This is a genomic window from Kitasatospora sp. NPDC101157, assembly GCF_044768255.1.
Lineage (GTDB): Bacteria > Actinomycetota > Actinomycetes > Streptomycetales > Streptomycetaceae > Kitasatospora.
On the sequence record NZ_JBIWPL010000022.1, the window covers coordinates 127,939 to 153,258 of the forward strand.

The following is a 25,320-nucleotide window of genomic DNA, read 5'->3' on the forward strand; positions in this document are numbered from 1 at the left end:
TACTCAGTACCACGCAGTACCGGCGGGGGCGACCGGCCCGCCGAGCAGCTGGACCGGGGCGTCCGGAGGCCGGGCGCCGGGGCGCTCAAGACGATCACCGAACAGGGGCAAGGGGAGTGGACGTGACCACCGAGCGGATGCTGGACCGGCTCGCCACGCTGATCGGACCACCGCCGGAGGACGTGGTCCCGGTCCCGTGGGAGCTCGGGCCCGAGGCACTCGGCTTCCAACTGCCCGCGGACTACCGGGCGTTCGCCGACCGGTACGGGACGGTCAGCATCGGCGACGAGCTGCACGTCTACACACCGTCACAAGCGCCGCCCAGCCCCCAGGCCGGGCAGCCGGTCGGCTTCGAGGGGTTCCTCCACTGCACGACCGAACCGTACGGATACTGCACCACGCTGGCCCGGGCCTACCGGGACGGGGACCACGACGAGTGCCCGTACCCGCTGTTCCCGGCCGAGGGCGGGCTCCTGAACTGGGGCAACAACTGGGACTCCGACCACTTCTTCTGGCTGACGCGGGGCCCGGACCCGGACCGGTGGCCGGTCGCGGCCAAGTTCCACTCGCTGCGGGAATGGGACCTCTTCGAGGGCGGCTTCCTGGAGTTCCTGCTGGCCGCGGTGACGGAGCAGTACCCCTACCACGCGGACGTCGTCCCCGGCGGGATGAAGCAGCTCGGTGACGGCCGCGGCTACCGCCCCCGGGGCGACTGGTCGAAGCAGCTCTGGCAGTGAGCCCACGCCCCGGTCGACCGCCGGCCCGGGTCGGGCCCCCACCGCCGCCAGCTGCCTCCGCTGCCGCTGTCGCCGCTGCCGTCGCCCCCGGACGGATCGGATGTCGCCGACGGACGATCAGAACACCCGCGCCTGCGTGACCCGGTTCAGGTGGACGAGCACGTCGTACGCCCGGCCGATCGCCAGCCGCGGCATCGGGTCGCCGACGTAGACCGAGCCCGCCTCGTAGGTGGGGCGGGAGACGTCCAGCCAGTCGCGGGCCACCCGCGCAACGGTGCGCAGGTCGACGTAGTAGTCCCGGTAACGGACCCGGTCGAGGGCGTACTCGTTCATGTCGGGGCCGGCCGGCGGGACGGTGACGGCCTTCCAGCTGTCGGTCAGAACGGCGTCGTTGGTGAGGAAGGAGCCGCTGCCGAAGGTGAAGCCGATCGCCACGTAGTCCCGGCCGTAGGCGTCGCGCAGCCGGGAGCCCTGCGGCTCGGGGTACAGGAAGGTGTCGGTGGCCAGGTAGCCGGCGTGCCCGTGGTGCGCCGACAGCAGCACCTTGCCGCCGGTGCGCCGCTGCCACCACATGACGTTGTCCGCCATCGCCCGGTCGCGCAGCTGCTCCGAGGCGGCGACGGAGGCCGGGTCGGCCAGGTCCAGGGTGGCGAAGGCGAACGTGCCGGCGATGTTGCGGGCGTGCTGCACGGCCGCGGCCATGCGAAGCCGCGGGCGGATGCCTCGCCGCGCCCGTGGCTCCGGGACGTCCTGGCCGGGGGCGATCCCGTCATTCGCCCCGCGCAGCGCCACCCTTGCCGTCCGGCCCTGCCGCCGGGCCCGCGTCGCCCGCGGCAGCCGGGCGGGCCGGGGCTTCGCCGTCCCGGCCCGCCCGGTCGGGGCCGGGACGGCCCCGCCGCGGGGTGCGGCCTGCCGCGGACCGGTGGGTGCGGTAGTCGCCGGGCGTCGTGCCGCACTCCTTGCGGAAGGCGAGGTGGAAGCCGACCTGACTGCGGTAGCCGATGCGCTGGGCGATGTCCTGCTGCGGCACGGTCGTGTCCGCGAGCAGCCGTCTGGCCTCCTGCAGCCGACGCGCCGTCAGGTGCCGCATCGGCGGCTCGCCCACCAGGTCGCGGAACATCTGGGAGAACACCGACCGGGACATGCCGGCCTCGCGGGCGAGCGACTCCACCGTCCAGGGCTCGGCGTAGGAGCCGTGGATCGCCAGCAGGGCCTTGCTGATGCCCGGATGGTGCAGGGCCTGGAGCGCGGGCGACTCCTCCGCCAGCTCCTGCATGGCGAGCCGCAGGGACAGGACGAACACCGTCTCGAAGGCCCGCAGCGTGACCAGCCGGGACCCGGGCGCCGTCCGCCCGATCTCGGACGGCAGCGATTCGAGGGTGCGCAGCAGCAGCGGTTCCCCTTCGAGCATGTGGCGCCGGAGCACGATGATCCGGGGCAGGGCCTGGTAGAGCCCGGGCTCACCGATCGCGCTGTAGCGCAGGCTCGCGCAGAGCATGCGCGTGCGGTACGGGGGCGCCCCGACCGTGACGACGCCGGAGCGGCCGGGGCGGCAGTGGGGCACCAGGGCGGACAGCGGTGTCGTGCGCACCCCGGGCTCGGCGGCGAAGGTGTGGGCGGTGCCGTGCGGGAAGATCGCCAGATCGCCCTCGTGCAGCTCCGTGGGCGCGGAGCCGTCGCCGAAGCCGATGACGCAGCCGCCCTCGATCATGTAGTGGACGATCGCGCACTCGTCGTCGTACCCCTTCACCCCCCAGGGCCCGCCGGCCTGCCACATGCTGTAGAAGACGTCGGTCAACCACAGAGGACGCAGCAACTCGCTGAGCACGTCGTCATGCACGGACGATCCTTAAAGCGATCCGGCTCCTGATTAATTGATCGTAGCCGTCCCCACGCACAACGATGGGGGACGGAGCCGGGCTCTTCGGCCGGTTCACGGGGTTGAGTTTCCGGGGGGACTCGTTGGATGGACATCGTCATTGCCGGTGCGGGCATCGGCGGCCTGACCGCCGCGCTGAGCCTGCACACCGCCGGCCTGCGCAACGTCCGCGTCCTGGAGGCGGTTCCGCGGATCCGCCCGCTGGGAGCCGGAGTGAACCTCCAGCCCAACGCGGTGCGTGAACTGGCCGCCCTGGGACTGGCCGAAGACCTCGCGGACCTCGGCGCCGACCTGACCGAACTCGGCTACTACAACCATCTCGGACAGGAGATCTGGCGCGAACCGCGCGGCCGCGCGAACGGAGCCCGGTGGCCCCAACTGGCCCTGCACCGCGGGGCCCTGCAGACGACCCTGGCCGACAGCGTCCGCGCCCGCCTGGGGGACGACGCGATCACCACCGGCACCCGCGTCACCGGCTTCGCCCAACTGCCGCACGCAGGCGTCGAGGTGGGCGTCGGCCACCGCGACGACAACCGGCCCGCCGCCAGGATCCGGGCCGACGTGCTGATCGGGGCCGACGGGCTGCGCTCCGCCGTACGGCGGGTCCTGTACCCGCAGGAGGGCGAACCGCGCTCCAACGGCACCACCGTGTGGCGGGGCATCACCCGCGCCGAACCGTTCCACGGCGGCCGCTCGATGGTCGTGATGGGGGACGGGCGCTGGAAGGCGGTCGTCTACCCGCTGGCCGTACGCCCGGACGGCGACGGCCTCGTTCCGGTCAACTGGGCGGTGTCCCGGGCCGGACGGGAGGACCCCGCGCCCCCCGACGCCGGGCCCGGTGACGGCTTCCCCACGGCGGTGGCCCACTGGCGCTGCGAGGACCTGCGGATGGACGCGCTCGTGGCCGGCACCGACGCCACGGCCTCCTTCCCGATGCTCGACCGGGACCCGGTACCCCGCTGGTCCTTCGGCGCGGTGACCCTGCTCGGCGACGCCGCCCACGCCATGGCACCGATGGGCTCGAACGCCACGACCCAGGCGGTGCTGGACGCGCGCAGCCTCGCCCACGCCCTGGCCACCCACGACGACCCGACCGCGGCGCTCACCGCCTACGACCGCGACCGCCGCCCGCGGATGAACCGGCTCCAGCTCCTCAACCGCGCCAAGGGCCCGGAGGTCGTCATCGACCTCGCCCACCAGCGCGCCCCGCACGGCTTCGCCCGGGGCGTGCACTCCGTGCTCCCCGCCGAGCGGCTGGCGCACATAGCCCACGCCTACGCCCGCGCCGCGGGCTTCGACACGGCCTCCGTCAACGCCCCCTCCCCCTACCGGCCGCCCGCCCCGGACCCCCACACCCTTTGACCACCACCCATCGCACCCTGTGTCAGGAGAGACATGCGCAGCGGTCAGGACTACCTCGAATCACTACGCGACGGCCGTACCGTCTGGCTCGACGGCGAACTGGTCAAGGACGTCACGGAGCACCCCGCCTTCCGCAACACGGCCCGCTCGATGGCGCACCTGTACGACCTGGCACGGGACCCCGAGCTGCGGGACGTCCTGACGGTGCGCCCCGAGGGACAGGACCGCCCGGTGCTGCGCGCCTACCACGTGCCGCGCACCCACGCCGAACTGATCGAGCGGCGCAGGGCGTTCAAGACCTGGTCCGAGGCGAGCTTCGGCTTCCTCGGCAGATCCCCCGACTACATGGCCGCCGGCATCGCGGGCTTCGTCTCGGCGCCGGACGTCTTCGCGGGCGAGGCCTTCGACGGGCGGCCCAACCTCGCCGCGTACCACCGGCGGATGGCCGAGGGCCACCTCTACCCGGCGTTCACCATCACCAACCCGCAGATCGACCGGACCAGGGCGGCCGGCGAGCAGGTGCAGGACGACCTCTACGTACGGGTCGTCAAGGAGCGCGACGGCGGCATCGTGGTGCGCGGCGCCAAGATGATCGGCACCGGGGCGGTGTTCGGCGACGAGGTCGTCGTCGGCACGATCGAGCCGCTGCCGCGCCAGGACGTCCAGTACGCCCTGAGCTTCTCCGTGCCCCTGGACACCCCGGGCCTGAAGTTCGTCTCCCGCACCTCCTACGAGGGCCGGGCCCGCAGCGTCTTCGACAACCCGCTGTCCGCGCGCTTCGACGAGAACGACGCGCTGCTCGTCTGCGACGACGTCTTCGTCCCCTGGGAGCGCGTCCTGACCTACCGCGACGTCGACACCACCTTCGGCATGTGGTGGCTCACCCCCGCCTACAACAACTTCGTCCACCAGGCCGCCACCCGCTTCTGGACCAAACTGGAGTTCCTCACCGGCCTCGCCGTCCTCATCACCCGCTCGAACAACACCTACGACCTGCCGCCCGTGCGGATGCAGCTCGGCCGGCTCATGGGCTGGCTCAACATCGCCAAGTCGATGGTGCTGGCGGCCGAGGCGGCCTACGAGCGGGTCCCCGGCGAGGGCGGCGCCGTGCACATCAACCGGGAGATCGCCTCCGCCCACCGGGCCATGGCCGGCGACCTCTACCCGAAGGTGCTGGCCGAGATCAAGCTGCTGGCCGGCGGCGGCCTCATCCAGCTCCCGGCCTCCGGCCACGACCTGAGGCACCCCGAACTCGGCCCGCTGGTCGCCAAGTACGTGCGCTCCTCGGGCACGCCGGCCGAGCAGCGCGTCAAGCTGCTCAAACTCGCCTGGGACGCCCTCGGTTCGGAGTTCGCCGCACGCCACGAGCAGTACGAGCGCTTCTACCACGGCGCCCCGCACGTCTACCTGCCCGGCATCGTCCGCGACGGCGACCCCGACCTGCTGGCCGCCTTCACCCAGTCGTGCCTGGACGGCTACGACCTGGACGGCCCGGACGACCTGCCGGGCGGCGCGGGAGCCCCGCATGGCAGCCACTGACCGGCGGCGGGCCCTGGCCCTGCTCGCCTGCACGCAGTTCGTCCTGATCCTGGACACCTCGATCATCAACGTGGCCGCACCCTCCATCGGCCGGAGCCTGGACATCTCGCCCGCCGAGCTGTCCTGGGTGGCCAACGCCTACCTCGTCTCCTTCGGCGGACTGCTGCTGCTCAGCGGCCGCGCCGCCGACCTGCTGGGCCGGCGCAGGGTGTTCGTGTCCGGGCTGGGCGTACTCGCGGCGGCCTCGCTGCTGGGCGCCCTCGCCGACCGCGCCGACCTGCTGATCGCCGCTCGCGCGCTCCAGGGCGGGGGAGCGGCGCTGGCGGCGGCGGCGGCGTTCTCCCTGGTCCTCACGCTCTTCGAGGACGGGCCCGAACGCCACCGGGCGCTCGGGGTGTTCGCCGCGATGGCGGGCGCGGGCGGCGCCGTCGGCACGGTGCTCGGCGGCGTGCTCACCAGCTGGCTGGGCTGGCAGTCGACCTTCGCGCTGAACGTCGTGGCCGGCCTCGCCCTGATCCTGCCCGTGCCGCGACTGCTGCCGCCCGGCACCCCGGACGGACGCGAGCGCGGCTTCGACGTACCCGGCGCGGTGGCGGTCACCGCCGGCCTGGGGCTGCTGGCCTACGCCGTGGTGAACGCGGGCGAGGCCGGCTGGAGCTCCACGCCGACCCTGGCCACCGGCGCCGCCGCCGTCCTGCTGCTGGCGGCGTTCGTCCTGATCGAACGCCGGGTCGCGCATCCGCTGGTGCCGCTCGCGGTGCTGGGCCGGCCGACGCTGCGCCTCGCCAACATCCTGGCCGGGCTGTGGCAGATGTCGCTGTTCCCGATGTTCTTCCTGGTCAGCCTGTACCTGCAGGCGGTGCTCGGGTACCAGCCGGTGCTCGGCGGCCTCGCCCTGCTGCCGCTGTGCGCGGTCGTCATCGCGGTCGCCTCCCAGGCGGACCGGCTGATCGGCCGCTTCGGCCCGCGCACGGTGATGCTCGCCGGCTTCGCCCTGGTGACCGCCGGCATGGCCTGGCAGTCCCTGCTGTCGGCCGACGGCTCCTTCCTGACCGACGTCCTGCCGCCCAGCCTGGTCCTGGGCGCCGCCCTGCCGCTGGTCGCCATCACCACCAACGTCGCGGCCACCCTCGACACCCGCGAGCACGAGGCCGGCCTGGTCTCCGGACTGGTCAACACCAGCCTGCAGTTCGGCTCCGTGCTGGGCCTGTCCGTGCTGTCCGGAGTCGCCGCCGCACGCACCGGCGCCTCCTCCGCGGCCCACGACACCGCGCTCACCGAGGGCTTCCGCACCGCCCTCCTGGTCGGCGCGGCACCGGCCGCACTGGCCCTGCTGCTCGCCCTGCGGCTACGGCTGGGGCTGCGCTCGCCGGAAGCGGACGCCGCGGCCCCGCCGGAGGCGAGGACCGCCGGGCACCGCGGCCCCGGCCCCTGAGCGCGCACGGCCGGCCCGGACCCCCGGCGGACCGGCCGTGCGCACCGAACCGAAAACCACCGAGAAAGGCACGACATGACACGACAGCACCGCAAGCACATCCTCGTCACCGGAGCCAACGGCTTCCAGGGGGGCGCGGTGGCCCGCTTCCTGGCCGCACAGGGACACCACGTGCGCGGCCTCGTCCGGGACACGGCGAAGGCCGCCGAGCGGGCGACCGCCGGACTGACGCCGGTGCGCGGTGACCTGGGCAGCCTCGACGACCTGCGCGCCGCCTTCCGGGACGTGACCCACGCGGTCGTCGTGATGCCGCTGGTGTACGACGCCGACACCGTCGCCGCCTACGCCCGCAACATCGCCGAGGCGGCCCGCGAGGCCGGAGTGCGGCGCCTGGTGTACAACGTCAACACCCCGGTCCCGGACGAGACCACGCCCTACGCCGCGTTCGAGACGCGCCGCCTCGCGGAGGCGCTGCTGCGCGACGGCGAGGTCCCCGTCGTCGTGGTCAGGCCACCGGTGTACCTGGAGAACCTGTTCAGCCCGTGGAACGGCCCCGCGATCGTCAACGACGGCGTGCTGGCCTACCCGCTGCCGGCCGAGCAGCGCGTGGCCTGGATGTGTCACGACGACCTCGCGCGCGTGATCGCCCGGGCCCTGGACGACGACGTGCCGCCCGGCCGGGTGATCAACGCCGGAGGCGCCGACGTGGTCACCGGACCCGAGCTGGCGGCGGCGTTCGGGCAGGCGCTGGGGCGTGAGGTCCGCTACCTCCCCCTGGACGTCGCGCAGTTCGAGCAGGGACTCGCCCAGCTCCTCGGCCCGGAGGCCGCCGCGGGCGTCGCGGGGATCTACCACCACGCCGCCACCGGCCGGGCCGGCGACCTGCTCGCCCCCTCACCCGACGCGGTGGAGGCCGCGCTGGGGGTACGGCTGACCCCGGTGATCGAGTGGGTCAAGGCACAGCACTGGGACCACTGGGCCCGCAACGCGGGGTGATCACGGCCGGGGCCGGGACGCGGTTCCACGCGTTCGCGTCCCGGCCGACGGCACCAGGACACACGGGGGGAAGACATGTCAGGCCACAACCGTGCGCCGCACCAACGGCGCACACCGGTGCCCGTCGCCGTGACCGGCGTCGGATGCCGCCTGCCGGGGGCCCACGGCCCCGGGCAGCTGTGGGAACTGCTCCACGCGGGCCGGGACGCCACCGGCCCCGCGCCGACGGACCGGTTCCCGGCCGGGGCCGCGCTGCCCGCGGGGGGCGAGCGCGGCGGATTCCTGGACGGCGTCGAGGAGTTCGACGCGGGGTTCTTCGGCATCCGGGACGACGAGGCCACCGCGATGGATCCGCAGCAACGCCTGCTGCTGCTCACCGCCTGGGAGGCCCTGGAGGACGCGGGCGCCGACCCGGCGCGGCTGAAGGGCAGCCGCACCGCCGTGTTCGTCGGCCAGGCCCACGCGGACCACTGGGAGCGGCTGCGCGATACCGGGGCCGGCGCGCTCGACCTGGACCGTCTGGTCGGCGGCCACCAGCGGGCGATGCTCGCCGGGCGGCTCTCCTTCCACCTCGGACTGCACGGCCCCAGCGTCACCGTGGACTGCGCGCAGGCCTCCTCGCTGGCCGCGGTCCACCTCGCCTGCCTGAGCCTGCGCGCGGGCGAGTCGGACCTGGCCCTGGCCGGCGGCGCCAACCTGCTGCTCGCCACCACGACCACCGCCGTCCTCGACCGTGCGGGGGTCCTGTCCGCGCGGGGGCGCTGCCGTTTCGGGGACGCCGACGCGGACGGCTTCGTGCGGTCCGACGGCGTCGGCGTCGTCGTGCTCAAGACGCTCGACCGGGCCGTCGCGGACGGTGACCCGATCCGGGCGGTGATCCTGGGCAGCGCGATGAGCCACGACGGCGCCACCAAGGAGCGCGTCACGGACGCCTCCGGCAGCGGTCAGGCCATGGCGATGCGCTGGGCCTACCAGGACGCCGGCGTGGCGCCGGGCGACGTCGGCTACGTCGAGGCGCACGGCACCGGCACGGGCATCGACGCGGTGGAACTCGCCGCGCTCACCGAGGTCCTGGCCGAGGGACGCCCGCCCGGCCGGCCGTGCATGGTGGGCTCCCTGAAGACGAACATCGGGCACTGCGAGGCCGCCGCCGGCGTCGCCGGGCTCATCAAGGCCGTGCTGTGCCTGGAACACGGGCAGGTGCCGCCCAGCCTGCACTTCGACCGGCCTTCGCCCCGCGTCGACTGGGACCGGCTGCCCTTGGTGGTGCCGACGTCGCCGCGGCCCCTGCCGGCCACCGCGGGCCGGCCGCCCCTGGCGGCCGTCAACGGGCAGGGCATGTCCGGCACGAACGTGCACGTGGTCCTCGGCCGGTGGGACGCGCCGGAGCGCGACCCGCTCCGGCGCGCGAGCGTGCCACCGCACCGGTGGCGGCCACGCGCCCACCCCCTGCCCGGTGCCGCGGCGACGCCGCAGCGGCACTGACCGGCCCTCACCGGAAGAACGGCCCGCGGCTGCGGCCGCCCGGGGCCCCTCTCCCTCCTCCTCTCCCACCCACCGGCCCTCGTCCGCTCCTGCGGCCGCACCACGTCACCGTCACCGCCGCCCGTGCGCGCGAGCGCGGTGAAGGCGCTGTGCGCGAGGAACGGCCGCCGGCCGGCCCACGACTGACGACTCTTTCTGGAGACATGTCATGACACGTACGGGTGTCGATCTCGGCAGTTCCCCACGCACGGCGGTGATCCGGGAACTGGACCCGCTCGCCGCCGACGGCCCCTGCCTCGGCATGCGCCGCCACAACGACCGCGCCGACGTCCCCGCCCTGGTGGCGGCGGTGCGCCGGCTGGTGCCGTCCCTGGACGACGTCGCCGGGTACTCGGTGGAGGCCTGTGCCGCGGCGATGCGCGACCTCGGCATGTTCCTCGGTTCGATCAAGCGGCACGGCCCCGAGCCGCTGCCCCTGGTCCCCGAGGCGGTGCCGGTCCTGCTCGAACTGGGCCGGCGCACCGACATGGTGCCGCGCGACACCGTGCACCACTACACCACCTGGAACCCCGTCGGCGGCCGCCAGCGCATGTACACCGGGGACATCCAGGAGGCGTACCTGCAGGAGTCCGTGCGCATGGTCTTCCCGCATCTGCGCGAGGGCCTGGAGCTGTGCGAACGGCTCAGCGGCGCGGACGTCGCCGACCCCAAGTTCGCCGTGCTCACCGAAGAGCTGACCGCCCACGTGGAGACCATGGTCTCGTCCATCGACATGGTCGTGGCCAACGTCAGCCCGGAGTTCTTCGCCCGGGTCCTGCGCTCCTACTTCGAGGAGATCACCGTGGACGGCCGGGTGCTGCTCGGGCCGGCCGCGGCCCAGGTGCCGCTGTGGCTGGTCGACCAGGCGATCTGGGCGGCGGACAACAGCGAGCCGCAGTACGAGGAGTTCCTGCGCGACTCGGTGCCCTACAGCCTGCCGCGCTGGCGCGAGCTGTACGGCCGCTGGACGGGCGTGCCGTCGGTGGTGACCCGGCTGGTGGAGGCCTACGGCCCCGACCCGGACTGCGCCGAGCGCCGCGCCCCCGCGCTGCGGCAGTCCGCCGAGGAGCTCGCCCGGCTGCTGCGGGTGATCGTGGTCTTCCGCGGCCGCCACCTGGGCATCGCCCGCAAGGCCTACGACGCCGACCTGCGGCTGTACCCGGTGGGCAGCGGCGGTGCCAGTGTCGACCTGCTGCGGCAGATCATCGACCTGACCCGGGCCGGCGCCGCCCTCACCCGCCGGCCCGGGCCGGCGGGCGCCGCGGCGGGCGCCGAACGGACGTCGGCATGAGCGTCCTGATCGCGGGAGCCGGCATCGGTGGCCTGACCGCGGCGCTGAGCCTGCACGCCGCGGGCGTGCGGGACGTCCGCGTCCTGGAGGCGGTGGCGCAGATCAGGCCGCTCGGCGTGGGGCTGAACATCCTGCCCAACGCCGTCCGGGAACTGGCCGAACTCGACCTGCTGGACGAACTGCTGGAGGTCTCCCTGCCCACCGGCTCGCTCGGCTACTACAACCGCCACGGGCAGCTCATCTGGCGGGAGCCGCGCGGTGAGGCGGCCGGGTACCGCTGGCCGCAGCTGTCCGTCCACCGCGGCCGGCTCCAGGCGGTGCTGGCCGAGGCGGTGCGCCGCCGGATGGGCGGGGACACCGTCGTCACGGACGCCAGGGTCGAGGGGTTCGCGTACGTGGACGGCGGGGTCGAGGTGCGGGTGCACCGCCCGGGCGCCGCACGGCGCTGCACGACGAGGGCCGACGCCCTGATCGGCGCGGACGGCATCCGCTCCCGGGTCCGCGCCTGCCTGTACCCGCAGGAGGGGCCGCCGCCGTGGAACGGCCTCGTGGTGTGGCGGGGCACCGCCGTCGCGCCGCCCTTCCTGGACGGCCGGACGATGATCATCGCGGGTGACGACCGGCGCCGCGCCGTGGTCTACCCGATGTCCGCTCCCGGGGGGCCGCACGGCGGGGTGCTGACGAACTGGGCGGTGGCCCGGGCGGCCGGTCCTGACGAGGTGTTCGAGGACGCCGACTGGAACCGGGCCGTGCCGACGGAATCGTTCCTGCCCCACTTCGCCGACCTGGCCTTCGACTGGCTCGACGTGCCCGCGCTGATCCGTACGGCCCGGGAGGCCTACGTCTACCCCATGGTCGACCGGGACCCCCTGCCGCGCTGGTCGCACGGGCCGGTCACGCTGCTCGGGGACGCCGCCCACGCCATGTACCCGATGGGCTCCAACGGCGCCACCCAGTCGATCGTCGACGCCCGGGTGGTGGCCCGCGAGCTGGCGCTGCGGGAGTGCCCCGCCGCCGCCCTGGCGGCCTACGAGGCCGAGCGCCTGCCGGCGCTGACCCGTCTCCAGGCGAGCGCCCGGCGCCGTGGCCCCGAGGTGGTCATCGACCTGGCCCACGAGCGGGCGCCGGACGGCTTCGACGACGTCGCCGAGGTCTTCCCCGGCGACGAACTGCGGTCCGTCTCCGACGACTTCGCCCGGCTCGGCGGCTTCGACCCGCAGACCGTCAACACCCGGCCGTCCCTGGCCGTGCCGAGCGGTGCGGGAGACCCCCGATGAGGATCGACATCTGGTCCGACGTCTCCTGCCCCTGGTGCTACATCACCAAGCGGACCTTCGAGCTGGCGCTGTCGGCGTCCGGCCGCCGCGACGCCCGGGTGGTGCTGCACCCCTGTCAGATCGACGGTGAGCAACCCGCCCGGCCGGTGCCCGTCCTCGAATGGCTGGCCGGCAAGTACGGGCCCGAACGCGCGGCGCGGATGGACCGGGAGGTCACCGCGGCCGGCCCGCGCCACGGCATCGCCTTCCGCAACGCGACGGGCCTCGCGGCCAACACCCTGGACGCGCACCGCCTGCTGTGGTGGGCCGGGCGCGAGCACGGGTGGCCGGCGCAGAGCCGGCTCGAAGAGCTGCTGTTCGCGGCCCGCTTCGTGGAGAGCGCCGACGTCTCCGACCACGAGGTCCTGCTGGCCCGGGTGGAGCGGGCCGGCCTCGACCGCCACCGCGCCGCCCGGCTGCTGGCCGGCGACGAGGCGCTCGCCGAGGTGCGCGCGCAGGTCCGCGCGGCCCGCGAGCTGGGCATCACCGTCGTCCCCCGCTTCGTCCTCGCCGGCGGCCCCGTCCTGGAAGGCCCCCAGGAGGACCCGGAGGTCTTCCTGCGGGCCCTGACCGGCGCGGGCGACACCACCACCGACCCCCAGGGAGAACCCCAGTGAGCATCCTGACCCGCCGCCGCTTCGTCGAAGCGGCGGCGCTGATCGGCACGGCCACGGCCACCTCCGGCGCCTCGGCGGCGGCCCGCGAGGAGTCCCCCGCCGCCGAGGCGGGCACCGCCGTACGGGCCGGCAGCCCGCAGTACGCCGACCTCGCCCGGGGCGTCAACCAGCGCTGGATCGGCACCCCGGACTGGATCGCCCTGCCGCGCTCCACGGACCAGGTCGTCACCGCGCTCCAGCAGGCCCTCGACTCCGGCAGGCGGGTCGCGGTCCGGGGAGGCGGGCACTGCTTCGAGGACTTCGTCGGCAACCGCGACATCCGCGCGGTGATCGACCTGTCGGCGATGAACACCGTCACCTACGACACCCGGCGCCGGGCGGTCGCGGTGGGCGCGGGCGCCCGCCTCGGCGAGGTCAACGAGCAGCTGTTCAAGCGCTGGGGCGTGGCCCTGCCGGGCGGATCGTGCCCCACCGTCGGCGTGGGCGGTCACATCAGCGGCGGCGGCTACGGCCCGCTGAACCGCACCCTCGGACTCACCGTGGACCACCTGTACGCGGTGGAGGTGGTCGTCGTGGACGCCTCCGGCACCGCGCGCGCCGTGTTCGCCTCCCGGGACGACGACGGCGCGTCGGGCGACCTGTGGTGGGCCCACACCGGCGGGGGCGGCGGCACCTTCGGGGTGGTCACGCGCTACTTCCTGCGCAGCCCCGGCGTGGGGGAGGCCGCTCCGCAGCGGGTCCTGCCCACCCCGCCGGCCGAGCTGCTCGTCGGCACGGTGGTGTGGCCCTGGGCGGACCTCGACCAGGCCTCCTTCGTCCGGCTGCTCAAGAACTACAGCGCCTGGCACGTCGCCCACAACGAGCCCGGCGACCCGCAGGCCGACCTCTACAGCCACCTGGCGGCCTTCCACCGCTCCGGCGGGGCCGTGGCGCTCAACGTGCAGCTGTCCGCCCTGAACGGCGACCCGGACAAGAGGCTGGACGCCTTCCTGGCCGCCGTCGGCAGCGGTGTCGGCGCCCGGGCGAGGACCGTCGAGCGCCAGCGGCTGCCGTGGCTGATGGCGACCCAGTGGCCGGGCTTGGCCGACCGCCCCACCGGCAAGCGGATCAAGGGCAAGTCCGCCTACCACCGCACCGCCTTCGACGACGCACAGGCCACGGCCCTGCACCGCCACCTGACCCGCTCCGACTACGACCACCCCGGCAGCGGCCTGCTCATCGCGCCCTACGGCGGGCAGGTCAACACCGTCGCGCCGGACGAGACGGCGCTCGCCCACCGCGACAGCGCGCTGATGCTGATGTACGTCAGCGAGTGGACCTCCCCGGCGGAGGACGACCGGCACGTGGGCTTCCTGCGCGAGCTCTACGAGGACGTCTACGCCGCCACCGGCGGCGCCCCCGTTCCGGGCCGCAGCACGGCGGGCGCCTACGTCAACTACGCCGACACCGACCTCAAGGACCCCCGCCGCAACCGGTCGGGAGTCTCCTGGCAGGAGCTGTACTTCGGCTCCAACCACACCCGGCTGCGCGAGGTGAAGGGCAGGTGGGACCCGCACGACGTCTTCCGCCACGCCCTCTCGGTCGAACCGGCACCACCCGCGGCGGACCCGCGCTGACCGCGCCCCCCACCGGCCCCCCGGCGCATGGGCGCCTCCTCCGCGCGGCGAACGCCCGAAAGCGCTGACGTGGCCCTGGGGCCCTGCTCGGGTCACTCCGGCAGGTCTTCGGCGAGGAAGGGGGCGAGGAGCGCGAGCAACGCGTCCGGGCGGTCGAGGGGGATGATGTGGCCGCAGTCCCGCAGGTGGTGGCCCACCAGGTCGTCGGCGACGGGACGCAGTTGGCGTTCGAGCCCGCTGCCGACGGGGTGGGAGCCGAGGACCATGGTGGGCACGGTCAGCCGGGCCGTGGCGACGGCGTCCCGGAGCTGCCGCGCGCTGGTGGGCAGGGCCCGGTAGTAGGAGAACGCGCAGCGCAGCGCCTCGCTCCCGGTGTAGGCGTGGACGAAGGCGGCGCGGATGTCGGCGGGCACTCCTCGTCCGAGTGTCCCCGAGTCGAGGAACCAGTCGATGTAGGAGGCCTCGTTGCCGGCCAGCACGGTCTCGGCGAGGCCGGGGACGGCGTGGAAGCCGAACCACCACGGGGCACCGCCCGCGAGGACGTGCTCGGCGCCGGGCAGGTGGCCGAGCAGCGCCTCCATCACGACCAGGCGCCGCACGCGCGCGGGCCGGCGCAGGGCCAGCAGGGTGGCGGGTGCGGTGCCCGCGTCGATGCCGACCACCGCCGCCGAGGGCTCGCCCAGTGCGTCGAGCAGCCCTTCGGCGTCGGCCGCCAGGGTGCCCGCGTCGTAACCGTCGACGGCGCGTTCACTGGCACCGAAGCCCCGCAGGTCCGGGGCGATGACCCGGTAGCGCCCGGCGAGTCGGCCCATCACGCCCTCCCAGAGCCGCCAGGTGTGCGGGAATCCGTGCAGCAGCAGGACCGCGGGTCCTTCCCCGGCGACGGCGACATTGAGACGGACGCCGTTGGTCTCGACGCGGCGCAGGTGAGGTGTGCGGGTGGCGGGCATGACAGCTCCTCGGCCTGGTTACCATTGGTGACCACAAAACGATAGGTAACTGCCCGGCCCGTTCCCAGACGGCACTTTCGAGGAAGGTGGTGAGCCACGGGTGACCACCCGGCAGGCCCCGGCCCACGCTCGCGGCGTACGCGGCGACCTGTTCGACCCCCACTGCCCCACGCGGCAGCTGCTGGACCGCATCGGCACGAAATGGACGTCCATGGCCGTCAAGGCGCTCGCCGACGCCGCGCCGCAGGAGGTGCGCTTCGCGGAGTTGAGGCGCCGGATGCCCGGCGTCTCGCAGAAGATGCTGTCCGTGACGCTGCGGAGCCTGACCCGTGACGGGCTGGTGTCACGCCGGGTCGAACCGGCCGTGCCCCCGCGGGTCTTCTACCGGCTCACCGGACTCGGGATGTCCCTGGAGGCCGTACTCGCGGGGCTGCGGACCTGGGCGGAGGAGCACATGGCCGAGATCGACCGCGCCAACGCCGCCGCCGGGCAGGAGGCCGACGAGCGGTAGACGGCCGGTGCCGCCGCCCCGCCACCCGCCGCCGCGCCGGGCCGCCGCCGGAGGGGGCGTAAAGTCACCCCTAGCGTTTCCGTTCAGATCAATAGGCGTGGGGTGGCGGGTGTGTTCCTGACGACCGGTCAAGCCGGGACGGCCCTGGGGTGCTCGATCCCCACGGTGAAGAAACTGATGGCCACCGGCGTGGTCCCCGGTGTCCGGGAGCAGGGCCGGCAGGTGTTCCCCCTGGCCGCGCTCCAGGCGCTCCGGACCCGGCCCGCCGCCGCCCTGACCGTGCTCGGCACGCCCGAGATCGCCGTGCTGCGCTCGGACGCCCCGGCCCGGGTCGAGGAGCCGGACCGGGAGTGGATCGGCTTCGGCACCGCGCTGGACCAGGCGCAGCTGCTGGCCGCGCTGTCCGGCTGGTGGCGGTGCGACCCGGCCCGGGTCGCGGCCGGCGCCGTACTGCCGGTGACGGTCGCCGGGTTCGTCGTCGCGGTGCTGACCGGCCTCACCGAGTGGGAGTCGGACGGGACCGCCGGCACGACGGCCCGCTACCGCTTCCCGAAGGCGCGCCTGGCCGGCTACCTGAGGGACCTCACCGCCCCCGCCAACGCCGCCACCCCCACCGACCCGCAGGACGCCCGCCTGGCGGAACTGCTCCTCGGCACCCGCCTCGCGTCCGTCTCCGGCGGCCCGATCGCCTACGTCCCCACCCGCCCGACCACCACCGACCAGCTCGACACCGAGGGGGAGTGACCCGCTGATGGACCGCAAGACGTACACCGCCGAGCTCGCCTCCCTGCGCGAGCTGCGCACCGGGATCACGGCCGCCGAGAAGCAGGTCGCGGCCGCGCAGAAGGAGCTGGACAAGCTCACCGCCCAGCGCGCGCGCCGGGTGGCCGGGCTCGCCGGGTACGAGGGCGCGAAGGCCGACGCCGTCGCGAAGGCCTCGGGCCTGTCGGTGGGCGACGTCGTGCGGATCGCCCCGCTGCTGGACCCGACCCCGGCCGCCGTGCGCGCCGCCACGACCGACGACCGGGCCACCGCCGCTCCGGCGCCCGAGGCGCCGAAGGCCGAGCCGGCCGCCGAGCCCGTGAGCGCCCTCGCCCCGGCACTGACCCGCCCCGCCGCCGTACCCGAGCAGCCGACCCCGGCCGCCGAGGCACCGGCCGAGGCCCAGGAGCGGGCCGCCGCCGCCACGCCCGCCCCGGCCGCCACGCCCGCCCCGGCCGCTGTCGGGCCGCGCGAACTGCCCACCCTCCCCGAGGGGCCGGCCGGTGCGCGATTCGAAGCCGTGACCACCGCCCTGACCTCCAAACGCCCGAACTTCACCCAGCAGGCCCGCTCCACGGTCTTCCTGGACGCCGCCACCGGCGACCTCGCCGTGCGCGACCGCGTGGAGCGCCTCGACCTCGGCGCCCGCACCCCGGGCGAGATCCTGGACGCCGTCCTGGCGTCCGCGCCCGGCACCGAACGCATCTACATCACCGCCGGCGCACCCTGGCACGACGGCGCCGAGCGGTACTCCACCCTCAAGGACGCCGTCGCCGCCTGGCTCAACACCCCCAGCCAGCGGTGGACCACCGCCGTGGGCTCCGGCCGCGACAAGCTCGCCGGGCACTTCGTCCACCAGCGCCAGCCGGTCGGCCGCTACGCCCCCGCCACCGCGCCGGACAGCGCCGGCACCGAGATCCGCTCGATGGGGGAGTGGTTCGACCCGGACGGCGCCGACGTCGTCACCTGCCGCCAGGCGTTCACCCTGCTCTGGCAGGCACTGCGCCGCCACTGGGACGACGCCGTGCTCATGGGCTCCCCCTCGCAGACCGGCCGGGACCTGTGGTCGCGCACCATCCCCACCACCGGCAAGTGGGCCGGCGGCTACCCGGTCCTGTCGGAGGAACTGCGCGCCCTGCTGCACGCCACCGCAGGCCAGGGCCGCACCGAACTGATCCTGCCGCCCCACGTGCCGCAGCAGCTCCCGGCGCTGGTGGAGTACGACCGCACCTTCGCCTACGCCAAGCACCTGTGGAAGTCCCCGGTCGGAACCCCGCGCCGCATCACCGCCGCCGCGTTCGCCGCGATGTCCGAGCAGGAGCAGACCAAGGCCCTGATGTCCTGCTCCCACTGGAACGTGCGCGTCACCGTCCCGCAGGGCTGGCAGCACGTCGGCCTGCTCCCGGCCCCCGTCACCGGCGACCGCGCCTGGACCTACCCCTCGCAGCCCGGCGCCACCTTCACCACCTGGGCCGGCGGCGCGGAGATCCACCTCGCCCTGTCGAACCACATCGCACCGTGGCGGATCGAGGTTCTCGACGGCCTGCTGTGGGAGGACGGCAAGCCCCTCGACGAGTGGGGCAAACGCCTCAAGTCTGCCTGGGCGGACCTGACCAGCCTCTCCCGCGCCCACGCCGACGAACGCCAGCGGCAGGCCGCCCACCTCGCCTCCCGCGCCGTCCGCTCGGTGCTGCTGTTCGGCCTCGGCGGCTTCGCCCAGCGCCCCCGCCTGGTCTCCGGCACCACCCCCGTCGGCGAGGCGCTCCCCGCCGGGGTGGAGATCCTCGGCCGGGACGACGAGGTGGTGACCTGGCAGCGCCAGGCCGGCTTCTCCCGCGACCCGTACGCACACCCCGAGTGGGCCGCCTACGTGTGGTCCGGAGCCCGCGCCGCCCTGCTGGACATGAAGTACCGCCAGGGCAAGGAGGTCATCGCCACCGCCGGTGCCCTGCACGCCGAACCCGGCACGGTCGTCTACTTCGGCACCGACGGCATCGCCCTGACCGAGCGCCAGCCCTGGCCCTACCGGGGCGAGCCCGGCGACTACCTCCTCAAGGGCCACCTCACCGGCCCCGTCGAGCACCCCACCACCCAGGAGCAGTACCTCAAGCTCCGCGGCCTGGGCCGCGCCGAACTCGCCGCCGCCGAGAAGGGAAGCGACCGGTGAGCCCGGCCGACCCGAACCACCCGAACGAGGCCGCCCGCCTCACCCAGCAGCTGATCGACCAGGGCTTCACCAAGCGCCAGATCGCCAGGATGCTCGGCCGCGACGCCTCGCTGGTCACCCAGTTCTTCACCAAGGGCAAGGGCAAGGCGTTCGTCCGCGCGCTGCGCCAGATCCTGCGCGCGGTGCGCGGCGGCGAACGCGACACCGAGACCCTGACCGGGATCGCCCGCGAGAACGTCGAGCGCCGCCGCACCAGGACCGGCCAGAAGGCCCGGGTGCGGGGCAAGGACGTCGTCGGGGCGCCCGGCGAGTCGATGGCCGGCCGCGCCGGGAAACAGGCCATCAGGTCCGGCGCCTCCCACCTCGCCCCGGTCGTCCACGAGACCGGCCGGGCCGGCGGCCGCCTCGCCTTCACCGTCCGGATGAAGGCCGACCAGTACACGATGTCGGCCGGCTCCACCGAGGACTCCCCGGGCCTGCGCCGCGGCTTCGTCCCCCGCGCGGACGGCACCGAGGAGCGCACCTACGGCTCCGCCTCCACCGGCGGCTTCGACGCCGCCGAATGGTCCCGGCGCGTCGCCGACCACCACGGCGACGTCACCGAAGCCATGAAAACCTGGCTGGTGGAGACCGGCCGCGCCGTCGAGGACGCCGACATCCAGTACCTCGAAGTCCGGGCCTGGGTGCCCCCCGAACAGCGGTAGGGAATCCGGCCGGCCACCCCCAGCCAAGACCTGGCCCCGCAAAGAGGCCGCCCGCCGCCCCTGCCACAGCCCCGCCCGCACCGGCCCGCCGTCCCAGCCTGCGAAGGAGAGCACCGCCGTGGAGCCCACCACCCTGGCCGGCCCCGAGAAGGCCGTCCCGGCGCAGCCGACCGGCACCCCCGCCAACCCGCTGCCGCTGCACTGGTTCCAGAAGGACGCCGTGGCGGCCGCGGTGCGCGAGGTGAAGAACGGCGGGCGCGCGACCGTCGTCGCGGCGACCGGCTCCGGCAAGACCCTCATCGCCGCCGGCAGCGCCCGCCGCCTGGCCGCCCGCGGCCGGGTGCTGGTCCTGGTCCCGACGATCGAACTGCTGGAGCAGACCGCCGAAGCCTGGACACTGCGGGGCGCACGCCGCGGCCTGGCGGTGGCGGCCTGCTCGCGCGAGGAGGCGCTGGAAAGCGCCGAGGCCGGCGGCCGGATCCGCGCCCAGGTGTCGACCCAGGCCGCGCGGATCACCGACCTGGTCACCTCCGTCAAACCCGGCGAGCCGGTCACCGTGTACACCACCTACGCATCCCTGGAACGGATCGTCCAGGCCCATCGCGACTTCGGCCTGCCGCCCTGGGACCTGGCGGTCATCGACGAGGCCCACCGCACGGCCGGCTCGCACGCCAAGGCGTGGGCCGCGATCCACACCGACGACCAGGTCCCGGCGAAGCGCCGCCTGTACTTCACCGCCACTCCGCGGATCGTGGACGAGGCCCGGGTGCCGCGCGAAGTGGTGGACGTCGCCGAGGGCACGGTCATCTGCTCGATGGACGACGAGACCATCTACGGCAGAACCGTGTTCACCTGGACCCTCGGCCAGGGCATCGAGCACGGCTACCTCGCCGACTACCGCGTCCTCGTCCCGGTGGTCACCGACGAGGACCTGCGCGAACTCCTCAACCTCCCCGCCGTCGCCGACCTGCGCTCCCAGCGCACCAACGAGGAACTGCTGCGCCTGGCCCTGCAGACCGCGGTACTGCGCGCGGTCGCCGACCTGGACCTGCGCCGCGTGATCACCTTCCACTCCCGGGTGACCTCGGCGCGGGAGTTCGCGAGCACCCTGCTGGAGAGCGCGGAACTGCTGCCCGACGCCGAGCGCCCGGAGCGGATCTGGGCGAGGGCGGTGGCCGGCACCGACCGCCTCAAGGACCGGCGGGCCGCGTTCGCCGAGTTCAAGGCCCACACCGGCGAGGACGGCGAGGAGTGCGGCATCCTCTGCAACGCCCGCCTCCTGTCCGAAGGCATCGACGTCGCCGCCGTCGACGCGATCTGCTTCGCCGACCCCAAGTCCAGCGTGATCGACATCGTCCAGGCCGTCGGCCGCGCGCTGCGCCAGTCCTACCGGCAGGGCAAGGTCTCCTGGGTCATCATCCCCGTCCACCTCCCCACCCCGCCGGTCGGCGACGACACCGCCACCGCGGACCCCGCCGAGGTGAAGGACGCCGGCGAGGCCGTGAAGGCGCAGGCCGACGCCGAGATCGAGGCCAGCTCCTTCCGCACGATCTGGCGGGTCCTGCGCGCCCTGGCCGCACACGACGCCCGGGTGGTCGGCCGGATCACCGAACTGCGCGCCCACCGCGCCCAGTCCGCCGCGCACACCACCGCGGCCACCGAGCCCGGCGGGGAGGGCGAGCAGCCGCCGGCCCCGGCCGAGTCACCGATCGCGTGGCTGAGGATCAACGCCCGCCGCCACGCCGCCCGGATCCTCCAGACCGTCAAGCTGCGCGCCTTCAACCCCCGCGCGAGCGAGTGGCAGCGCATGCACGCCGTCGCCACCGCCTTCCACCTCCAGCACGGCCACCTCGACCCCACCGACAGGACCGAGCACGCCGAGCTGATCTCCTGGCTCACCCGCCAGCGCCACCTGAACGGCCAGCACCTGCTCGACCCGGCCCGCGTCTTGGAGCTGGACGCCCTGGGCATGATCTGGTCCAAGCACGCAGGCGCCTGGGAACGCGGCTACGCCTACGCCGCCGCCTTCCACCACCAGCACGGCCACCTCGCGATCCCCGCCACCGCGAAGCTCGACGGCTACGCGGTCGGCGCCTGGATGCGCCGCCAGCGCAAGGCCGCCGGTCTCACCACCGACCAGATCGCGAAGCTGGACGCGCTGGACGAACTGTGGCGCCTGGAGCCGGACTGGAACCGTTCCTACCGCCGCCTGCTCACCTACCTCGCCGCCGGCGGCACCCTCACCGGCCCCGCCAACCGCACCGGCCTCGGCGGCGACCCCACCTTCCGCCCCGGCACCTGGCTGCGCAAGCAGGCCAGGGCCCGCACCGAGGGCGAACTGACCGACCAGCAGACCGCACTCCTGGACGCGCTCACCCGGCACGCCGAGACCGTCACCGGCTGACCCCCTCCCGCACCGACCCCGCCATCGCACCCGAGCGGCCGGAGCCGGCCTCGTCCAGCAGCACCGACGGCCCGGAGCACACCCCGGCGCGGCACCGAACGGTTCTCCTGACACCCGGGCCCGCGGACGTACTCGCCGCGACGGTGCGGCACGGGCCGCAGTTCCCGGGACAGGGCACATCCTCCGGGACCGGAGGCTACCGTGCCACCATGCCAGCCGATCACGCCTTTGCCGTCCGGCCCGGAACCGCATCCGACATCGAGGAGGCGCTGACCGTCCTCAGCACTGCCGACGCGTGGCGAAGCGGCCGTCCGCCCGGTGGGGAAGCGAGCCGTGACCGTGCGCGCCGCAGACTCACCGGTGCGGACGCGTTCTTCTACGTCGCGCACGGCATCGAGGGCGAGGTGATCGGCCTCGCCGCCGGGATGAGCGGCCGTCAGGGCGGTGGAACCGGCCCGGTGATCGCCGGACTGTGCCACATCAGCATGGTCAGCGTCCGGCCCGGGCACTGGGGCCGGGGAGTGGGCCGCAAACTCGTTCAGGCCCTGCTCTCCCACGGCTGCGACCACGGTTACGACCGGTTCCAGCTGTTCACCCACGCCGACAACGTCCGTGCCAGACGCCTCTACGAAAGCCTGGGCTTCACCACGACCGGCCAGGCGGGGGTGTCCGACGAGGGGGAGGACATCGTCCACTACCTGTGGCTTCCCCGGCAGCTCCGCTGACACCGGAGCGCCGCACCCCCACCGCTCGGCGGCTTCCCGAGCCGGCTGACCCTGCGCTGCACCGCCGAGCCCGGAGCCGCGGCCCGCGTCGAAGCACTCACCCGGACCTGACGAGAACCGACGAACCGCCCTGACACAGGGGCCGCGCGATGCGGGAGGCGGGCTCCCGCGCCTCGAATCTACGGCTGGTCAAATTCCCAGGCGAACACCACCTGGCCGGCTTCCGCGACGGCACCCGCGCGCCGGTACGTCGCCAGGGCCGCTTCGTTGTCCTCCTCCGTGACCGTCCACATCCCGTAACAGCCCCGCTCACGCGACAGGTCCCCAAGCGCGGACACCAGAGCGCGGCCCACGCCCCGCCCGCGGAACGACTCCTCCACGCCCAGTTCATACAGGAACATTTCGGTCCCCTTGTCCGGATGCGTCATCTCGACACCCGTGACCATCCCGGCCGGGACACCGTCCACCCAGGCGATCAGAAGATGATGGCGCTCGTCCGCCAGGAACCGCTCCGTCGCCTCCCGCCCCGGGACAGCGTCGAAGAGGTGCCCGGCAGCCTCGACCGCCCCGGCCCGAGCGACGCGACGGATCTCCATGCGGCGATCCTGACAGTTTTCGAGACCGAGGGCGGCCCATAGAACGAAACGGACCCGGGACAGCCAACCCATCGGCCACGCCCCCGCGAACCCGAGCACAACACCCAGGGACACGCCGACAGCAGGCCCGGACCATCACCCGAACAAGGTGGCCCCGTCCCGGTACCGATCACGGACCACCGGTCCAGCCCGGACGCGACCACCGGCGGACGATCCGCACGGCACGTGCCGGTGACGAGGACCCGCGAACCGGCCGGGCCCGCTCACGGCTCCCACCCGGTCGCGCGTGCATCGAAAGCCCGATCCGTCCGTCCGGAGCAAGACGGACCGGGGCCCTGCCGTGATCTCGGAACGAGCGGGGCTTTCGGACGTCACGACCGCCACTCAGGCCGGCATCGACGTGGCACCGTGGGAGACAGGAATTCCCCGGGTCATAACGGGAAGGTGAGAGCACTGGATCTTCGAGGAGGCTGACGTGGCGCGGGAGCGGATGGTACTGGGGGACGTGCTGGCGGCGGCCGAGGCGGCGGCGCCGGTGGACTCCCTCGACGTGGTGGCGCGCAACCTGCGCGAGCGGCTCGGCGCGCAGTACGTCTCCTTCCTGTTCCTCGACCTGATCGGCCAGAGCGTGGTGCGGGTGGCGGAGGCCGCCACCACCCTGCACGGGCGCGGCACCGAGCGGATCCAGCTCACCGGCAGCCTCTTCGAGCAGGTCCTGCGCACCCAGGAACTGGTCCGCGCCCCGGTCGACGCCAGCGGCCACGGGCACCGCGTGGTCGCCCCCGTCACCAACCGCGGCGACGCCATCGGCTTCCTGGAACTCTCCCTGCCCGAAGCCACCGACGTCAGCGACGACACCCTGGAGCAGGTGGAGCAGGCCGCCCACGCCCTCGCCTACATCGTGGTCACCGACCGCCGCTTCACCGACCTCTACCACTGGGCCCAGCGCACCGCCCCGGTCAGCCTGGCCGCCGAGATCCAGCGCCAGCTCCTGCCCACCGCACCCTGCTGCGAAGCCGCCCAGTTCACCCTGTCCTGCGCCCTGGTGCCGGCCGAGAGCGTCGCCGGCGACACCTACGACTACGCCCTGGACCGCGAGACCCTGCACCTGTCCCTGACCGACGCCATGGGCCACGACCTCGACGCCGCGCTCATCGCCACCATCCTCGTCAATGCCTCCCGAGGCGCCCGCCGCGTCGCGGCCACCCTGGCCGAGCAGGCCGACCACGCCCACCACTCACTCATCGACCACAAGCCCGGAGTCCTGGCCACCGGCCAGATGCTGCGGATCACCCTGGACACAAACGCGGCGCAACTCGTCAACGCCGGCCACCCGCACCCGCTGAGGCTGCGCAAGGGCACCGTCGAAGAGGTGCCCCTGCACGCCGACCTGCCCTTCGGCGTCGAAGGGCAGGGCCGGTACCGGGTGCAGGACATCGACCTGCGCCCCGGCGACCGGCTGGTGCTCTACACCGACGGCATGCAGGAACACCGAGCGGAATCCGTCGACCTGCCCGCCCTCCTGGTGGCCACCGCCACCGAGCACCCGCGCGAGGTGGTACGCGCCCTGGTCGCAGCCGTCACCGAGGCCTGCGACGGCAAGCTCCAGGACGACGCCACCGTGATGTGCCTGGACTGGCACGGCCCCACCACCACAGGACGCCAAGCCCACGCCGGAGCCAACATCTGAACGGCACACCCCACGTCCGGGAGCACACGGCCGCCCGCCGCCCGCCATCCGCACCTCCATTGCAGACCTGGCCGGCTCCGCACCCCCTTCCGAAGGCGGACTGCCAACAGCTCGCGCCCAGGCCCAGGGAAGACCAGGTCATGCTGCCTCCGCGCCTCCCGTGACCGGACGCCCTGGACAGCCCCGTCCCCTCCCAAGCTCAGCCGGCTGACGGGCGACCGCGCAGCCATGACGCCGCTCCGTCTCAGGGCAGCAGCCATGGGGCGGGCAAGTCGCGTGAGCAGGTCTGTCCCGAACCCGAACCCGGACCAGGAGTGGAGATTCTCAACGATCCTCACCACCGGCGGGCCACGGGCAGACGGACGCCCCGGCGACCCTCGCCCCTCCGGCCGACCGGGCCCCCAGGGTCTGTAAAAAGAACGGTGTAACTCCCGATCAAGGAAGTAGCACCTGATGACAGACGTGATCGTCTCCGCCGAGGCCGTGGAGGCCGTGCGGC

21 protein-coding genes are annotated in these 25,320 nt (G+C 74.1%); 17 read left to right on the forward strand and 4 right to left on the reverse strand.

The features are described from left to right. Positions 1 to 122: 122 nt before the first annotated feature. Positions 123 to 737, forward strand: coding sequence for a hypothetical protein (locus ACIRVF_RS32675; protein ID WP_402825955.1), 615 nt, complete (start codon positions 123 to 125; stop codon positions 735 to 737). 117 nt (positions 738 to 854) lie between these two features. On the opposite strand, the gene ACIRVF_RS32680 is transcribed toward ACIRVF_RS32675, so the two are convergent. Both ACIRVF_RS32680 and ACIRVF_RS32685 read right to left on the reverse strand, forming a co-directional pair. Beyond that, positions 855 to 1,529, reverse strand: coding sequence for an erythromycin esterase family protein (locus ACIRVF_RS32680; protein WP_402825958.1), 675 nt, complete (start codon positions 1,527 to 1,529; stop codon positions 855 to 857). Further along, entirely contained in the window at positions 1,507 to 2,577 is a 1,071-nt protein-coding gene (locus tag ACIRVF_RS32685) for an AraC family transcriptional regulator (RefSeq protein ID WP_402825961.1), read from the reverse strand. Before ACIRVF_RS32685 ends, ACIRVF_RS32680 begins: the two co-directional genes overlap by 23 nt. Before the next feature lie 126 nt (positions 2,578 to 2,703). Here ACIRVF_RS32685 and ACIRVF_RS32690 point away from each other — a divergent pair, with 126 nt between their 5' ends. From ACIRVF_RS32690 to ACIRVF_RS32730, 9 genes are all read left to right on the forward strand, one after another. After that, a complete protein-coding gene (locus tag ACIRVF_RS32690; protein WP_402825964.1) occupies positions 2,704 to 3,978 on the forward strand; it encodes an FAD-dependent monooxygenase in 1,275 nt (424 codons plus the stop codon). Positions 3,979 to 4,011: 33 nt separating this feature from the next. Continuing rightward, positions 4,012 to 5,517 carry a 4-hydroxyphenylacetate 3-hydroxylase family protein gene (locus tag ACIRVF_RS32695; RefSeq protein WP_402825967.1) on the forward strand — a complete coding sequence of 502 codons (1,506 nt, stop codon included), beginning with the start codon at positions 4,012 to 4,014 and terminating at the stop codon, positions 5,515 to 5,517. Then, positions 5,504 to 6,952 (forward strand): MFS transporter, encoded by a 1,449-nt coding sequence (locus tag ACIRVF_RS32700; RefSeq protein ID WP_402825970.1) that lies wholly within the window; start codon positions 5,504 to 5,506, stop codon positions 6,950 to 6,952. The genes ACIRVF_RS32695 and ACIRVF_RS32700 overlap by 14 nt, the downstream gene beginning before the upstream one ends. A gap of 75 nt (positions 6,953 to 7,027) precedes the next feature. Further along, positions 7,028 to 7,948, forward strand: a complete 921-nt coding sequence (locus tag ACIRVF_RS32705) for an SDR family oxidoreductase (RefSeq protein ID WP_402825973.1) — start codon at positions 7,028 to 7,030, stop codon at positions 7,946 to 7,948. 129 nt (positions 7,949 to 8,077) lie between these two features. Continuing rightward, the gene (locus ACIRVF_RS32710; RefSeq protein WP_402825976.1) at positions 8,078 to 9,433 is read left to right on the forward strand and encodes a polyketide synthase; all 1,356 of its coding nucleotides are present in this window, start codon (positions 8,078 to 8,080) and stop codon (positions 9,431 to 9,433) included. 208 nt (positions 9,434 to 9,641) lie between these two features. Further along, positions 9,642 to 10,763 carry a monodechloroaminopyrrolnitrin synthase PrnB family protein gene (locus tag ACIRVF_RS32715; protein ID WP_402825979.1) on the forward strand — a complete coding sequence of 374 codons (1,122 nt, stop codon included), beginning with the start codon at positions 9,642 to 9,644 and terminating at the stop codon, positions 10,761 to 10,763. Further along, complete coding sequence (locus tag ACIRVF_RS32720) at positions 10,760 to 12,040, forward strand: flavin-dependent oxidoreductase (RefSeq protein ID WP_402825982.1); 1,281 nt, start codon at positions 10,760 to 10,762, stop codon at positions 12,038 to 12,040. The genes ACIRVF_RS32715 and ACIRVF_RS32720 overlap by 4 nt, the downstream gene beginning before the upstream one ends. Continuing rightward, on the forward strand, positions 12,037 to 12,696 hold the full coding sequence (locus tag ACIRVF_RS32725) for a DsbA family protein (protein ID WP_402825985.1): 660 nt from the start codon (positions 12,037 to 12,039) through the stop codon (positions 12,694 to 12,696). Before ACIRVF_RS32720 ends, ACIRVF_RS32725 begins: the two co-directional genes overlap by 4 nt. After that, on the forward strand, positions 12,693 to 14,312 hold the full coding sequence (locus ACIRVF_RS32730) for an FAD-binding oxidoreductase (protein WP_402825988.1): 1,620 nt from the start codon (positions 12,693 to 12,695) through the stop codon (positions 14,310 to 14,312). Before ACIRVF_RS32725 ends, ACIRVF_RS32730 begins: the two co-directional genes overlap by 4 nt. Positions 14,313 to 14,404: 92 nt before the next feature. On the opposite strand, the gene ACIRVF_RS32735 is transcribed toward ACIRVF_RS32730, so the two are convergent. Beyond that, positions 14,405 to 15,262 carry an alpha/beta hydrolase gene (locus ACIRVF_RS32735; RefSeq protein WP_402825991.1) on the reverse strand — a complete coding sequence of 286 codons (858 nt, stop codon included), beginning with the start codon at positions 15,260 to 15,262 and terminating at the stop codon, positions 14,405 to 14,407. A 100-nt stretch (positions 15,263 to 15,362) separates the two neighbouring features. Between ACIRVF_RS32735 and ACIRVF_RS32740 the strand changes: the two genes are divergently transcribed. The 6 genes from ACIRVF_RS32740 to ACIRVF_RS32765 all read left to right on the forward strand — a co-directional run bounded on the left by ACIRVF_RS32740 (position 15,363) and on the right by ACIRVF_RS32765 (position 22,535). Then, a complete protein-coding gene (locus ACIRVF_RS32740; protein ID WP_402825994.1) occupies positions 15,363 to 15,773 on the forward strand; it encodes a winged helix-turn-helix transcriptional regulator in 411 nt (136 codons plus the stop codon). Positions 15,774 to 15,938: 165 nt separating this feature from the next. Next, the gene (locus ACIRVF_RS32745; protein ID WP_402825997.1) at positions 15,939 to 16,517 is read left to right on the forward strand and encodes a DNA-binding protein; all 579 of its coding nucleotides are present in this window, start codon (positions 15,939 to 15,941) and stop codon (positions 16,515 to 16,517) included. A 7-nt stretch (positions 16,518 to 16,524) separates the two neighbouring features. Next, complete coding sequence (locus ACIRVF_RS32750) at positions 16,525 to 18,702, forward strand: hypothetical protein (RefSeq protein WP_402826000.1); 2,178 nt, start codon at positions 16,525 to 16,527, stop codon at positions 18,700 to 18,702. Further along, positions 18,699 to 19,406, forward strand: a complete 708-nt coding sequence (locus tag ACIRVF_RS32755; protein WP_402826003.1) for a helix-turn-helix domain containing protein — start codon at positions 18,699 to 18,701, stop codon at positions 19,404 to 19,406. The genes ACIRVF_RS32750 and ACIRVF_RS32755 overlap by 4 nt, the downstream gene beginning before the upstream one ends. Before the next feature lie 118 nt (positions 19,407 to 19,524). Next, the gene (locus tag ACIRVF_RS32760; RefSeq protein ID WP_402826006.1) at positions 19,525 to 21,810 is read left to right on the forward strand and encodes a Helicase associated domain protein; all 2,286 of its coding nucleotides are present in this window, start codon (positions 19,525 to 19,527) and stop codon (positions 21,808 to 21,810) included. Between the two features lie 209 nt (positions 21,811 to 22,019). After that, positions 22,020 to 22,535: a GNAT family N-acetyltransferase gene (locus ACIRVF_RS32765; RefSeq protein ID WP_402826009.1), complete on the forward strand. Its 516-nt coding sequence runs from the start codon at positions 22,020 to 22,022 to the stop codon at positions 22,533 to 22,535. A gap of 179 nt (positions 22,536 to 22,714) precedes the next feature. On the opposite strand, the gene ACIRVF_RS32770 is transcribed toward ACIRVF_RS32765, so the two are convergent. Then, positions 22,715 to 23,131: a GNAT family N-acetyltransferase gene (locus ACIRVF_RS32770; protein WP_402826012.1), complete on the reverse strand. Its 417-nt coding sequence runs from the start codon at positions 23,129 to 23,131 to the stop codon at positions 22,715 to 22,717. Positions 23,132 to 23,606: 475 nt separating this feature from the next. Here ACIRVF_RS32770 and ACIRVF_RS32775 point away from each other — a divergent pair, with 475 nt between their 5' ends. Next, positions 23,607 to 24,821 carry a PP2C family protein-serine/threonine phosphatase gene (locus tag ACIRVF_RS32775; protein ID WP_402826015.1) on the forward strand — a complete coding sequence of 405 codons (1,215 nt, stop codon included), beginning with the start codon at positions 23,607 to 23,609 and terminating at the stop codon, positions 24,819 to 24,821. Positions 24,822 to 25,320 lie beyond the last annotated feature (499 nt).